The sequence below is a fragment of the Herbaspirillum sp. DW155 genome, from assembly GCF_037076565.1.
Taxonomy (GTDB): domain Bacteria; phylum Pseudomonadota; class Gammaproteobacteria; order Burkholderiales; family Burkholderiaceae_D; genus Herbaspirillum.
In genome coordinates this window covers 4,034,419-4,047,610 of the sequence record NZ_AP029028.1, presented here as the reverse complement: position 1 = coordinate 4,047,610, position 13,192 = coordinate 4,034,419, and the positions used below count along the sequence as shown (strand labels likewise).

At 56.2% G+C, this 13,192-nt stretch carries 13 protein-coding genes and 1 tRNA gene; 11 read left to right on the top strand and 3 right to left on the bottom strand.

Annotated elements, in window-relative coordinates; genetic code table 11:
- Positions 1 to 36: 36 nt before the first annotated feature.
- Positions 37 to 969 carry a DNA/RNA non-specific endonuclease gene (locus AACH55_RS18345; RefSeq protein ID WP_338716083.1) on the top strand — a complete coding sequence of 311 codons (933 nt, stop codon included), beginning with the start codon at positions 37 to 39 and terminating at the stop codon, positions 967 to 969.
- A 63-nt stretch (positions 970 to 1,032) separates the two neighbouring features.
- Here AACH55_RS18345 and AACH55_RS18340 read toward each other — a convergent pair whose 3' ends face one another.
- Positions 1,033 to 2,646, bottom strand: coding sequence for a methyl-accepting chemotaxis protein (locus tag AACH55_RS18340; protein WP_338720346.1), 1,614 nt, complete (start codon positions 2,644 to 2,646; stop codon positions 1,033 to 1,035).
- Between the two features lie 542 nt (positions 2,647 to 3,188).
- Between AACH55_RS18340 and AACH55_RS18335 the strand changes: the two genes are divergently transcribed.
- Together AACH55_RS18335 and AACH55_RS18330 are read left to right on the top strand one after the other, a co-directional pair.
- Positions 3,189 to 4,823 carry a methyl-accepting chemotaxis protein gene (locus AACH55_RS18335; protein ID WP_338716082.1) on the top strand — a complete coding sequence of 545 codons (1,635 nt, stop codon included), beginning with the start codon at positions 3,189 to 3,191 and terminating at the stop codon, positions 4,821 to 4,823.
- 721 nt (positions 4,824 to 5,544) lie between these two features.
- Entirely contained in the window at positions 5,545 to 6,567 is a 1,023-nt protein-coding gene (locus tag AACH55_RS18330) for a porin (protein WP_338716081.1), read from the top strand.
- A 230-nt stretch (positions 6,568 to 6,797) separates the two neighbouring features.
- Here AACH55_RS18330 and AACH55_RS18325 read toward each other — a convergent pair.
- Both AACH55_RS18325 and AACH55_RS18320 read right to left on the bottom strand, forming a co-directional pair.
- Positions 6,798 to 6,873 (bottom strand) — tRNA-Thr (locus AACH55_RS18325).
- Between the two features lie 361 nt (positions 6,874 to 7,234).
- Positions 7,235 to 7,624, bottom strand: coding sequence for a DUF2726 domain-containing protein (locus tag AACH55_RS18320; RefSeq protein ID WP_081584706.1), 390 nt, complete (start codon positions 7,622 to 7,624; stop codon positions 7,235 to 7,237).
- A gap of 264 nt (positions 7,625 to 7,888) precedes the next feature.
- On the opposite strand from AACH55_RS18320, the gene AACH55_RS18315 reads away from it, so the two are divergent.
- From AACH55_RS18315 to AACH55_RS18280, 8 genes are all read left to right on the top strand, one after another.
- Complete coding sequence (locus tag AACH55_RS18315) at positions 7,889 to 8,212, top strand: hypothetical protein (protein ID WP_017453677.1); 324 nt, start codon at positions 7,889 to 7,891, stop codon at positions 8,210 to 8,212.
- 2 nt (positions 8,213 to 8,214) lie between these two features.
- Positions 8,215 to 8,385 (top strand): hypothetical protein, encoded by a 171-nt coding sequence (locus tag AACH55_RS18310; RefSeq protein ID WP_338716080.1) that lies wholly within the window; start codon positions 8,215 to 8,217, stop codon positions 8,383 to 8,385.
- Positions 8,378 to 8,617, top strand: a complete 240-nt coding sequence (locus tag AACH55_RS18305; RefSeq protein WP_044530458.1) for a hypothetical protein — start codon at positions 8,378 to 8,380, stop codon at positions 8,615 to 8,617. The genes AACH55_RS18310 and AACH55_RS18305 overlap by 8 nt, the downstream gene beginning before the upstream one ends.
- A 153-nt stretch (positions 8,618 to 8,770) precedes the next feature.
- Positions 8,771 to 9,004, top strand: a complete 234-nt coding sequence (locus AACH55_RS18300; RefSeq protein ID WP_044530457.1) for a major capsid protein — start codon at positions 8,771 to 8,773, stop codon at positions 9,002 to 9,004.
- A 165-nt stretch (positions 9,005 to 9,169) separates the two neighbouring features.
- A complete protein-coding gene (locus AACH55_RS18295) occupies positions 9,170 to 10,516 on the top strand; it encodes a hypothetical protein (protein ID WP_148289151.1) in 1,347 nt (448 codons plus the stop codon).
- A gap of 11 nt (positions 10,517 to 10,527) precedes the next feature.
- Positions 10,528 to 10,815 (top strand): DUF2523 family protein, encoded by a 288-nt coding sequence (locus tag AACH55_RS18290; protein WP_338716079.1) that lies wholly within the window; start codon positions 10,528 to 10,530, stop codon positions 10,813 to 10,815.
- A 2-nt stretch (positions 10,816 to 10,817) separates the two neighbouring features.
- Positions 10,818 to 11,888 carry a zonular occludens toxin domain-containing protein gene (locus AACH55_RS18285; RefSeq protein ID WP_338716078.1) on the top strand — a complete coding sequence of 357 codons (1,071 nt, stop codon included), beginning with the start codon at positions 10,818 to 10,820 and terminating at the stop codon, positions 11,886 to 11,888.
- Complete coding sequence (locus AACH55_RS18280; protein WP_338716077.1) at positions 11,885 to 13,192, top strand: type II secretory pathway, component PulD; 1,308 nt, start codon at positions 11,885 to 11,887, stop codon at positions 13,190 to 13,192. Before AACH55_RS18285 ends, AACH55_RS18280 begins: the two co-directional genes overlap by 4 nt.

Below are 13,192 nucleotides of genomic sequence, written 5' to 3'. Positions count from 1 at the left end.
GCACTGATCCGCGCGGCAAGTTACCATGCGGCCAGCATGGTAACAAGACAGAAAAAGGCAGCACCCCGCAAGCGTGCCACCCCTAGAAAAAGCAAGCAGAAGCAGTCGGGCAGTTTCCGTCGCTTTCTGATTTCATTCACCAGCACGACGATCGTTGTCTTCGGCATTGCCAGTTGCGTCCTCAATCCGCAACTGACCGAAGGCTTGCGCGATACGCTCAGTCTCGATCGTTACGCCACCACGTGGACAGGCGCAGAAGACCCGCCCGCTCCTGTCCGGCACGCCGGGCCGGGCGCTACCGTCGCGCGCTTTGCGCAATGCCCGCAGTTCTTCCCCGGCGCACATCCGGCGCAATTGCCGGCCGGCTCTCATTTGCGGGAATTGTGTTTCAGCGCGTTTGCGGTGCTCTACAACACGCAGACCAAGACGCCCTTTGTGGTGGTGGAACGTCTGAACCGATCCGCACTCTTGCATGCGCGGGAGCAGCATCGCACTGACAGGTTCTACCCTGAGGCAAGGCTGCCGCGCGCCGACCGCGCCGAGCTGGAGGACTATCGCGGATCAGGCTACGCGCGCGGGCACATGGCACCGGCGGGCGACATGTCCACGCCTGAGGCGATGGCACAGAGTTTTTCGCTGGCCAACATGGTCCCGCAGAATCAGCGTCACAATGCCGGCGCGTGGTCCAGGATCGAACGGGATACGCGCAAGTACGTCATGCGGGCGCGCGGGGATGTCTTCGTCTTTACGGGCCCCTTGTTCGATGCCGCCCCCAGTACCATAGGCAGGGGCCACATCGCGGTACCGGCGCGCCTTTTCAAGCTGGTCTATGACGCCGACAGCGGCAGGTCCTGGGCGTATGTGCAAGCCAACCGCGCCGATACCGTGGTGGGAGCGCCCGTTGATTATGATGCTTTTGTGCGCATGACCGGACTCCGCTTGCTGGGTCAGGTGGGGGCACGTAGCTGATGGAAAGAGCCGCCTCAAGCGGTAACACTGTGGCCCGTGCATGAGCGCACGGGCCACACGTGCTTAACGCACGAGGGCTACCGGTGTGAGTGCGCGCTCATGCCTGGTGCCGCTGATCACAGGTTTTTTTGCACCCGGTGCATGGGCGCCGTCGAGCTTGAACGTGGCGACCAGTCCGGACAAGGTACCCGCCTGTTCCTGCATTGAATTCGCTGCTGCGGCAGCTTCCTCGACCAATGCGGAGTTTTGCTGGGTCGCTTCATCCATCTGCGTGATCGCGGTATTGACCTGGATGATGCCGTTGCTTTGCTCCTGGCTCGCCATGGAAATCTCGGCCACCACGTCGGTCACGCGCTTGACGCTGCTGACGACGTTTTCCATCGTTTGACCAGCTTGCTCCACCAGGCTGCTGCCGCGCTCGATCTGGCTCACCGAATCGTTGATCAGTTCGGTGATTTCCTTGGCGGCCGTGGCGCTGCGCTGTGCCAGGTTGCGCACTTCGGAGGCCACCACCGCAAAGCCACGCCCCTGCTCGCCAGCGCGTGCGGCTTCCACCGCTGCATTGAGAGCCAGAATGTTGGTCTGGAAGGCGATGCCGTCAATGACGCTGATGATGTCTACGATCTTGCGCGAAGAAGAATTGATGCCGTCCATGGTCGTGACGACCTGAGCCACCACCTCGCCACCCTGGCTGGCCACCTCGGAAGCGGAGTTCGCCAGCTGGCTTGCCTGCTTTGCGTTGTCGGCATTCTGTTTGACGGTGGTCATTATCTCTTCCATGGCCGATGCGGTTTCCTCAAGGGAGCTGGCCTGCTGCTCGGTGCGGGAAGAGAGATCGAGGTTGCCGGAGGCGATTTCCGACGAAGCCTGTTCGATCATGAAGGTGCCCTGGCGGACTTGCGTCACGATGGATACGAGGCTGTTGCGCATGTTCTTGATGGCAAAGAGGAGACTGGTACTGTCGCCCTCTTTGGTCTGTACATCGGTGGTCAGATCGCCGTTGGCAATCTGCTGAGCGATCTGCGTGGCGTAAGCAGGCTCGCCGCCGAGTTGTTTCAACAGGCCTCGCGTGATGAGCACGGCAATCAGCGCCGAAATGGCAGCCACTACCAGCGTCAGCACTGCCACCGTGATTCCGGCAGTGCTGGCCATATCGTTCGTATCTTGTTGGGCCTGCTTGTTTTCCGCTTCGACCTGCACAATCAGCTTGCCAATGTCCAGCACGATCTGGCGTCGCAGGGGGCTGCATTCATTGACCAGGAAGTCACGAAACTCGTCAGACTTTCCGCTTTCGCGGTAGAGCCGGGGGCGCTTGAGTTCGTCGGCCATCTTCAACATGTCGGCGCGCACCTTGTCAAAAAGCTGGTTGCCCGCGAACTCTGACTCGAGATCCTTGATGGCCTTCAGATAGATCTGTTTCTGCTCGTCCACGATGGCCAGTTCTTTTTGCGCATCTGCATCGCTACGGAACAGATAGGCGTTGCGAGCGGCAATCCCGGTCTGATCCAGTGCCTCACGGGCGTTGTACAGGGGCGTCAACTTCTGCGTTTGTACGGCGTCGCCCGCCTTGATGGAACTGGTCAGCGTGCGGATGCTGATCAGCGATATCCCCGCGACGAGGACAGTCAGTGCCAGCAAGGCCGCGAAGCCCAGTGCCAGTTTTGTCCCGATTTTCATGCTTTGAAACACGGTAACCCCCTTGTGTGGTTGGGATTGAATACGAATCATCTTGTTGTTATGAGATGGAATGTGGCGGTTCTGCGCTGCGCCGAACCATACCTCCCCTGGCGTCTTGTCGCCATCGGGAATTTCCCTACGCGCAGAACCGCTGTTTTTAGAAATCAAAATCATCATATCTGATAATTTGTTCAGGCATCCAACGATATTTCTGCGATGAAATTGCCTCGCGATTTTAATTTTCACCTGATTCTGCGCGCTGTTTGCTTCAGTTTATGAGCGCGATGCACGGTGGAAAAAATAGCTCGAAGCCAAGTTTATAAAAGCGTTCCAGCGGTTTTCGGCATGTCTGATGTTGCCCCCCGTTCCGCTGTTCAACGACCATCGTGCCGGTGATGCTAAATTCCAACAATTAAATCAAATAAAATGAATTAATTGATTTTGTGGCGTATAGTTTCCCCGAGTGATCAATGACCGCGCTCCAACATGTGATGTGCCCGTTCAATCGAGCCTCCTGGAGGAGGCAATCAAGGGGAGGCAATATGAAAATGTCCGATATCAAGATCAGCGTGAGACTTGGCGCCTGTTTCGCTGCGCTGATCGTGGTGATGTGCGTGATTGCGGGCGTCGGGGTGAAGAACCTGCAGGCGGTCAGCGATGCCACCGATGAAATCGTCGATGACCGCTACGTGAAGGTCGCACTGGTGAACCAGATCACGGATAAGGTCAACACCGCTGCGCGTGCCCTGCGCAACGCCATCATTGCTCCCGACCCGGCGACGGCCGAAAAGTACCTGGACAGGGCGGCGAACAATACCCGCGAGGTCACCGAGCATATGGCCGATCTGGAGAAGCGCCTCAATACGCCCAAGGGCAAGGAGCTGTTTGGCAAGATCAGGGATGCCCGCGCCGAGTATGCCAAACCGCGTGACCGCGTACTTGAGCTGATTCGCCAGCGAAAGATGGCTGAGGCCAGCGAATACCTCTTCAATGAGGTGATCCCGGCGCAAGACAAGTACTTCGCTGCGCTCAAGGACATGATCGCCTTCCAGGTATCGCTGATGGAAAAGAGTGTGGCCAAGAGTGATGCAGCGGCGGCCGATGCCATCAATCTGATGGTGGTTCTCTCAGGCCTGGCCATCTTGCTCTCGGTGGCATGCGCCGTGCTGATCACGCGTTCCATCACCCGTCCTCTCAATGAAGCCGTTGAAGTGGCCAGCGCCGTTGCATCAGGTGACCTTACCGTGCAGATCGCCGCGACCTCACGGGATGAAACGGGCGCACTGCTGTCTTCACTCAAGACCATGAACGAGAATCTGCATCGCATCGTCACCGAGGTCCGCCTGGGTACCGATACGATTGCCACCGCATCGGGCCAGATTGCGACCGGCAACCTCGATCTGTCCTCGCGCACCGAACAGCAGGCCGGTGCGCTGGAAGAAACCGCCTCGGCGATGGAAGAACTCACCTCCACCGTCAGGCAGAATGCCGACAATGCCCGTCAGGCCAACGCCCTGGCCGCAAGCGCCTCGCAGGTGGCGACCCAGGGCGGCAGCGTGGTCGGTGAAGTCGTTCAGACCATGGGCCAGATCAATGATGCTTCGCGCAAGATCGTGGACATCATCACGGTCATCGATGGCATTGCGTTCCAGACCAACATCCTGGCCCTGAACGCTGCGGTGGAAGCAGCGCGGGCGGGTGAGCAAGGGCGTGGCTTTGCAGTGGTGGCTTCCGAAGTGCGCACCCTGGCCCAGCGTAGTGCTGCCGCTGCGAAGGAAATCAAATCGCTGATCGATACCTCGGTCGAACGTGTGGAAAACGGTAGCCGTCTGGTCGAACAGGCGGGTGCGACCATGAGCGAGGTGGTGGCCAGCGTCAGGCGCGTCACCGATGTGGTGGCTGAGATCACGGCTGCCAGCGGAGAACAGAGCGATGGCATCGAGCAGATCAACCAGGCGATCGTGCAGATGGACGAAGTGACGCAACAGAACGCCGCCCTGGTGGAGCAAGCTGCTGCGGCGGCGCAATCCCTGCAGGAACAATCCGGTCGTCTGCAGGAAACCGTCGGCATCTTCAAGCTCAGTAGCAACGACTTGCGCCGCACCTGCTCAGGTGCGGCGAGCATGATGCGCCAGAGCGTGGATATCACGCCCCAGCCGGCAGGATTGCCGCGCTAGCGTATCGCTGAAAGCCCCTGGCCAGCGCAGATTTTCCGCTGGCCTTTCGCCCCGCCTCGTGCGGGGCTTTTTCGTGTTGAGGGGCGTTTGCTTCAACGTATTAACAAGTCTCGTAAAAAATAGCTCACTAATAAAAATAGTTCGCCTTCTATATATTCCACGCGACTTCGACATCGAAGCTGCTACCGGACGCTCAGGTCTTCAAATGGGCATGAGGCACATGCTTATCCGCCGGTAGCAAGATGTCCCTCCATTCGTGCAGGCATGCGGTATCGTCAATGTGTACGAGTTTTCTTGCTTTTACAAAAACGATATATGAGCTTTACGATCGCCAAACGTCTTTATGCATTGGTTCTCGCCCTGTTCGGCACAGCCGCCAGATGCGGTCGCCCGGATCACTGCCGCTGGCGGCGAACAGAGCCAGGACATTTAGAACCCATTTCATCAATAGGCGTGAGTGCGAGCGAGTCCCGTTTGGGATGAAGTGCAAGGCGCGAATTTGGGTCAAGACTGGGCGTCTTGACCCAAATTCGTAACGCAGCAATTCGCCCAAACGGGCCGCTCCCTCCGGGTTCTGTCCAGAAAGGGCGCTGGCCGCGTTGCACTCCTTGCGTGTGGCACCGCCACACGACGCGTCGCGCGCCTTGCCAGCGCCCTTTCTGGACAGAACGCATCTCACGCCTATTGATGAAATGGGTTCTACTTCCGAGGAGTTGATCACATGAAGAAAACACTGCTGGTTCTGGCTGTCTTGGGCACATATTCCGTCTTCGCGTCCGCCCAAAGCAACGTCACCATTTATGGCGTGCTCGACGCAGGAATTACACGTGAAAGCGGCACGGCGGGTTCGGTCCTCAAACTGGCGACCGGCGTTCAATCGGGCAACCGTATCGGATTCAAGGGCTCGGAAGATCTGGGCGGTGGCTTGAAAGCCAACTTCCAGCTTGAGAACGGATTCAACGGCGACACCGGGACGATTCGCCAGGGGGGCGCACTGTTCGGTCGCCAGGCCTATGTCGGTCTCTCCGGCAATTTTGGCGCGGTCAATGCCGGTCGCCAGTACAACCCGGTATTCATCACCTTGGATTCGATTGATCCATTCGGCACCGGCTTGACCGGCTCGGCAGGCAACCTCATGGCCAGCGGTGCCAACGGCGATGTACGTACCAATAACTCCTTTACCTACAACACGCCGGAGATGGGCGGCCTCGTCTTCAACGGCATGTACGGGCTGGGCGAAGTAGCAGGCGATGCGTCCAGGTCACGCTACTACGCACTGTCGGTGGGATACGCGAACGGGCCGCTGGGCATTGCCCTGGCCTACGACAATGCCAATGACGCCACCGGCACGAATACCACCAGGCTCATGATCCTCGGTGGTACGTACAACTTTGGCGCTGCAACCATGCATCTGGCCTATGAGACTGAAAAGGACAACGCGGGAATGAATTACCGTGACTGGCTGGTCGGCCTATCGGCACCTGTCGGCGCGGGCAGCGTGATGGCGTCCTATATCAGGAAGAGCGACCGGTCGGGTGCTTCGCTCGGCACCGGTGCAAAGCAGTTTGCGCTGGGCTATTCCTACCCCTTGTCCAAGCGGACCAATCTCTACACCTCTTACGGCCGTATCAACAATGATGCTGGCGGAAAGTGGGTCGTCAGTGATGCGTCCAGCGGCGGCACTGCTGTCACGTCCGGTGATTCATCGACTGCGATCACGTTCGGTATGCGTCACAGGTTCTGATTTTTTCCGGCGCACAATCGACGAGAACGCATTTCAGCCTCGCTTGAAATTCGGGTGGGTTGAGACCGTGATGTTAGAGCTGACTGCCGGAGTCAACGGCGCGTGAAGGCCGGAACGGATAAAACCGGTTCTCAAGGGGGGAGGGCTGGCGCAAGGGCAGCTCGGGCGCATAAATGAGAAAATTGCGGAGCTATAAAAGCGGCCTGCATCGCTGCAGGCCGCTTCTGTTCTGGTGCTGATGGGCGGAATCGAACCGTCGACCTACTGATTACGAATCAGTTGCTCTACCAACTGAGCTACATCAGCTGAAGGAGCGCGATTATAACCTTTTCTTGTTTCTTCTTCTAGTGCAAGACATTCCAACATTTGTTCGGCTGAAACTCCGGCCGCCTCAGCGATTGCCTTCGCGGCCTTAAAACTCGGCAAACGCTCGCCCCGAGCGTACTTGTCTAGGGTCGGCTGGGGGATTCCCCACTGCTTAGCGAGCGAATTCACCGACTTGCCATCCAGCGCCATTTTCAAAATTTCTGCGTAGCTCATCGATTTTCCTCTTGCGCAATTAATCCAAATGAAGTAACTTTGAGTTAATTCGAATGGATTAACTCTTTTTGGGGTTACTCTGTTTGGACCAACAATACCACAAATTGAGGGGAATCTCAGTGGCGTATCAGATCGGCGTCTTGCTAGCGGCAATTGTTCCAGTGACTTGGTTCTGGCCGATCTTGAACTCTGTCTTCAAGACTTCGATGTCTGGGATGCTGTTATATCTGATCACTCGATATCCGGCGTTTGTCAGAAGTGCTTGTCGTTCGGCATCTTGTCTTTCTCTTCCTTTGTGGCTTGAGTCGTCTAGCTCAATTATCGCCAGTACTTCAAATGATCTGTTCATCACTACGAAGTCGGCCACTTTCCTATCAAACCGGTTTCTATCTGGCCGGTTATGGGTTTTAAGCAGCGCGGAAAAAGCTACTTGTGCCAAAACGATATGTCCGTGCAGCGCTTCAGTGAGCCTGAAATACATCACTTGTTCGCGGTTCGTTAGAGCGCTTCGTTTCATTACTAGAACGCTTGCGCTAAGACGTCCTCTCGATCTCGTTTTTCTTTTGATGGCCGCTAGGCTTATTGCAACCACCACTGCCAATAGTACGAACAGCATCGTTTGCATATGTCCCCCGTTAAGTTTTGGTGAGGCTCATCGTAACTCCGTATTTTTTTGAGTTTCTCTTTTTGTGAGCATTCTTGAGTAACTAGTTCTTGTAGTAACTGCCCGTAAAGGGTCCGCTTCGGCCGCTTTGGCCTTTCCCTACCTTAAGGAGTCATCATGTCCGCAATTGATAACAAGCATCTGATTGAAATCGTCTCCGTCCAAGAATCCTCCGGCGTCAGCCGCAAGACCGGCAATCCCTGGAAGATGTACCGCGCTCAATGCGTCGTCACTGGTGGCGATAATGGCGCGAAGGTTGGTGAACTGCTGTTGCCTGATTCGCTGAAGGACACGACGCCCGGCAAGTACCTCGCAGAATTCCAACTCGATGTGAGCTTCGAGCGCCTCGTTGTTCCTCGCATCACTGCTCTTCATCCGCACGGTGGTGGCGCTGCCCGTCCGCAAGCCAAGCCCGCTGCTTCTGCCGCTGTACCGGCCTGACCATGAAACAGGCGGCGGATAAATTCACGGCGGATTTGTTTAGTAGTCCCCGCCGTGGCCGCCCGCCGAAGCTCGCACCTAAAACGAATGCACAACGTCAGCGCGAGTTTCGCCAGCGGCGCAAGTTCGATTTCTTAATTTCCGTTACGCGTAACGATAAATCCGATGCCTAAGTACGTCCTGTACTGCTCGCAAGATGCCGCGCCTACGGTGTCAGTAGACGGCAAACTTTCGTGCGATGGCGGCACAGCGGCGCTACAGGTCGGACTGTTGGAAACAACGTTGGATACGCCTGATACCTCGTCGGTCGCCAGTGTTTGGACTGCGGGTTTCTCTCTGGTGATGGTGTGTTTTCTGATCGGGCGGGCCATCGGCGCGTTATTGCAAATGATTCGGGAGGGGTGATGTCAAGAGACGCGATCACGGGTGTATTGGCGGCTGGCGTTGCCGCTCTCTGGGTTCTGGATTTCGTTCTGATCTTCCGGACCTTCTGCTAAAGATTTGCCTATGTTGGGCAAGCGCTGCCGGACGTCTCCGGCGTTTTATAGGGGTAAAACCATGCAAGTGTTCTCCAAGCTCCAGAAGAGGGCCGCTTTGGCGGCTGCGGGTGTGGCGTCGGTCGTTGCTTTGCCTGCGCGTGCTGCGTCGTCCGTCGATCTGACGCCGATCACCAGTTCGATCAGCGCCAGCGATATCACTACTGGCGTTATGGCCATCGGTGCAGTGCTGGCCGTCGTGTACGTGACCATCAAGGCCGCCAAGATCGTCATCAGCTATCTGAAGTCGGCGTAAGTGCAGTCGCAGTGACCGGGGGCGATGTAGCGCTGCATCGTCCTTTTTTTACGTCTGTTCAATGGGGGATGACGTGGATTATTCCAATCTCTGGTACTTGTTTTCCTTTGCCTGGGGCATTGTCTGTGCATGGGCGGTGATTGCTGGTTTGGAGTCAAGGTAATCATGCGCATCTTTATCGCTCTCTTCCTTTTTCTCACTGCGCATTGCTCGCTATCATTTGCAGCAGCGGTCCCCGTGACCAGAATGCAAAATTCTATGTCTGGCGTCGTGCAGGCGAAAATGCAGAGTCGTGGCTTTGCATCGAATGATCCGCGTTGGGTTAGCACGTTGAGCAACGTCAGCAGTTCTATTGCTGGTGGATTGGCTAGTGCTGCTACTGTGACGCTCCTGGGTGTTACGGCGCCAGCATGGGTGACCGTTGCCGCACCGATTGTCGCTGGCGTCGCAGTCGCGCTCACTGTCGATGCCGCCATCAAATGGATTTTTAAACCGGATGGGACTGTGCAAGTTGGAGACAATCCAGCCTCTGTCAATACTCCGGCTGGATTAAAGCCCCCTTCAGTCGTCTACATTTTCTCCAATGCGGTCGCCGGTTCCCCGCAAGCTGCATGCAGTGGCGCTGTCTATACTGATTTCACAGCGCCGGGTGGTCACGGTACTCAACATGCTGAGCTAAAGTCGGACGGGAATTGCCATCTGATCCGCGTCTATACCTACGATAGCGGGGCGAGTGAGACCATTGATATGGGTTCGCTTAATGCACCAACAAAATCGAGTAATAACACTACGCTTTGCCCGGGCGTTAAACTCACTGCTAGCGCTGGCGTATGTCCCGCCTCCAACTTCCCGGAGCCACCGCAAGCGCCCGTCAAAACCGTTTCTGATGCTGCTGCCGGCCTCTCCGATGCTCAAAAGGCACAGCCATTGAATCCGCAAGTCATCGCTGATTTGGCTAATGATTTTTGGAAAGCTGCCGCGTCTTCACCCGGATACAACGGCTTGCCGTTCGACGCCACCAATCCGATCACAGCAGCCGATGCAGCGGCTTGGCAATCTGCGAACCCATCGTCTTGGCCGACAGTTGGAGACTTCGTTGCACCTCAAGCTGCGCCTAGTGGCGGCACGGCTGCAACGCCTTTTACGCTCCCTACGGCCTCATCACCTGTGGCTACTGCTGATCCTTCGGCTACGCCTTCAACTGGCACGAATCCATCTAATCAGCCACTTGAAAACCTCGGCCCTGATCCCGGCATCGGTGCGCCATCGCTGGAACCTACGCCTACGGCGCAGCAAATTCTGCAACCCATCTTGAATCTGTTTCCGACGCTGACTAATTTTGTTGTTCCGGGACATAGCGCTGCTTGTCCGACCTGGACGATTCAAGTGTTCAACAAAGATATTGCGATGACGCAGCACTGCGTCTTGCTGGAGAAAATCCGTCCGACCTTGTATGCCGCAATGGCCCTTGTATGGGTGCTTGTGGCGCTGTTTATCGTGCTGGCTGCGTAAGGGGAAATGCGATGTTCGGGATTGTGTTGTCGGCCCTCAATGTGGTGCTCGGATTTGTCTTCCGCTCCATCTTGGTCAAGTTCGTGCTGTATTTTGGCTTGTTCTTCGTGACGACTGAATTTATCGCGATTCTCACCAATATTTTGCCGACCGGCGCGGCGCTGACATCTGCCTTTGGCGGACTTCCTAGTGAGGTCTGGTACTTCCTCGATCTGTGCAATGTCACGGCGGGTGTACCGATCTTGCTTACTGCCTGGGTCACGCGATTCATCATCCGCCGTATTCCGCTGATCGGCTAATCATGGGGATCAATGTCTATACCGGCCTCATGGGTTCTGGAAAGAGTTATGAGGTTGTCGCTGAGGTCATTGTCCCAGCCATTGCGCAAGGTCGGCGCGTTGTGACGAACGTAGACGGGATCGATGGGGAGAAGATTCACGCCTACATTGAAAAGCATTACAAGCCAGTGCCTGAAGAATTGGGCGAGGTCGTCCACGTTACGAACGGCGACGTTTCACAGCCCAAGTTCTTCCCCTATTACGATGATAAAAAAGGGGCACATACCGATACCATCGTCCAGCCGGGCGACTTGGTGTGCATCGATGAGGCGTGGCGCTTCTGGCCCGCGACCGGTGCCAATCTGCTTCAAGAGCATAAAAGCTTCTTTCTAGAGCATCGGCACTTCACCAATGAAAAAACGGGCGTGGCCTGCGATCTGGTCTTGATGATTCAAGACATGTCCACGCTCAATCGTTTTTTGAAAAACGTTGTTGCCTTCCACATTCGCACGCACAAGAAAATTTCGCTGGGCATGTCCAGCCATTACAGCGTATCGATTTTCGAGGGGAATAAGCAGACCAAGGCGGCGCGCATCAGTGTCGATCTGCGCAAGTATCGCAAAGAGATTTTTCCGCTGTATTCCTCGTTCAAAGGCGGAGCCACCGGGAAAATCGTGAATGTCGATAAGCGTCAGAACATGATGGCGCGTAAGCAGATTTGGGTGCTTGCGGCAATACTACTCGTCGCATTTTCTGTTGGCTTGTACGCGACGATCCATTTCTTTAGCCCCAAAACTGCCGCCCAAAAGAATACAACTGAAAGTGCGAAAGAGGGGGCTCAAGCCAATTCAAACAAGGCCCCGATAGTGCCTCAAAAGCCAACCTTCTCCGATGTTTGGCGCATCGCTGGCACAGCAAAATTCGGGGCTGTTAGCTATGTCGTTATCGTCGATGAGAACGGGCGTTTCCGTTATGAATCTCCCTCGATGTTTGTGCAGATGGGGCCGCAAACCATCGGGGAAATAGACGGCGCGAAGGTCACGCGCTATTCCGGCGCGGTAGTTCATCCGGTTCAAATGGAGGGGAAGAAATGAAACATATCCTGGCTGCGCTGATGATGATCTACAGCGCTCTTTCTTACGCGGCTCCTGCAACGCCGTTGCTGCCTGCTATGGGCCTGTCTATGCCGCTTCCTGGGGGCGTTCCTCAGCCCGTCGATAGCGCCTTAGAATTCTCCCGTGTGCGTGTCGCTGAGGCGGTCGAGCTGATGTATACGCAGATCCTCAAAACGCCCTACCTGATACAGCCTGATGTCGTTGCAGATGAGCGGCTTGTTTCGTTCCGCTTCGCTACTGGCGCTTCTGCGCGCTCCGAAGTCTCTCGATTCATGGGGCTGCTTGGATTGTCAGTCCGCACCGTGAACGGCGTTGATATCGTCGGCATCGTTAAGGAGCCAGAACCGAACAAAGAAGCGTTCGTCTATCGGCCGAAGTATCGCGATGTGACCTACCTTGTTGAGCTATTGCGTGGCCTTTTTCCGAAGGGGGAATTCACTTCTACGCGGTCTATTCATGGCGCGCCACAAGCGATAACGGCAGATGCGTCCACCGGCCAATCGAAAGCGCCTACTCCTGCAGGGTCTGCCGCCTCGCTGCTCGATACTGATCCCGATGCCCTTGTTTTCAATGGCACAGAAGCTGATATTAAAAAGCTGTCCGCGCTGCTTGCGCAACTGGATACACGGCAAGGCGAGGTGATGGTGCGCGGCCAGGTGTTTGAGGTCGCGTCTAATGGGGCTGAAGGCTCGGCGTTTTCTCTTGCGCTGCATCTGCTTGGCGGCACCGTCTCAGCTGGTGTTTCTTCGCCTTCCACGCTCGATGGTTTTGTCCGCCTCAAGAATGCGTCCATTGACGCCGTATTTGCCGCGCTCTCCAGTGACAGCCGCTTCAAGACGATATCTGCGCCGTCATTACGTGTGCGTTCTGGTGCCGCTGGCCGCTTTGCGGTTGGGCAAGATGTGCCTGTGCTCGGCGCGATCAGTTATCCGGGGAATGGAAGCGCTCCGGTGCAGTCGGTGGAGTATCGCAGTTCAGGCGTTATCTTCGATCTGAAGCCGATTGTGCGAGAGTCAGTAGTGGATCTGACAGTCGGCCAGCAGCTATCAAACTTCGTCGTCACGCAAACTGGCGTCAACAATTCGCCCACGTTGACCAAGCGTGAAGTGAGCACTTCATTGTCGGTCGCCGATGGCGATATCGTCATCATCGGGGGTCTTGCGGAGAACCGGGAAAGCTCCGGCCGCATTGGCTTCTCGTTCCTGCCTGATTGGATGCGCTCCAATACCGGCCAGAACAGCAAGACGGAAATTCTTCTCGTCCTTCAGGTGTCACGCCTATAA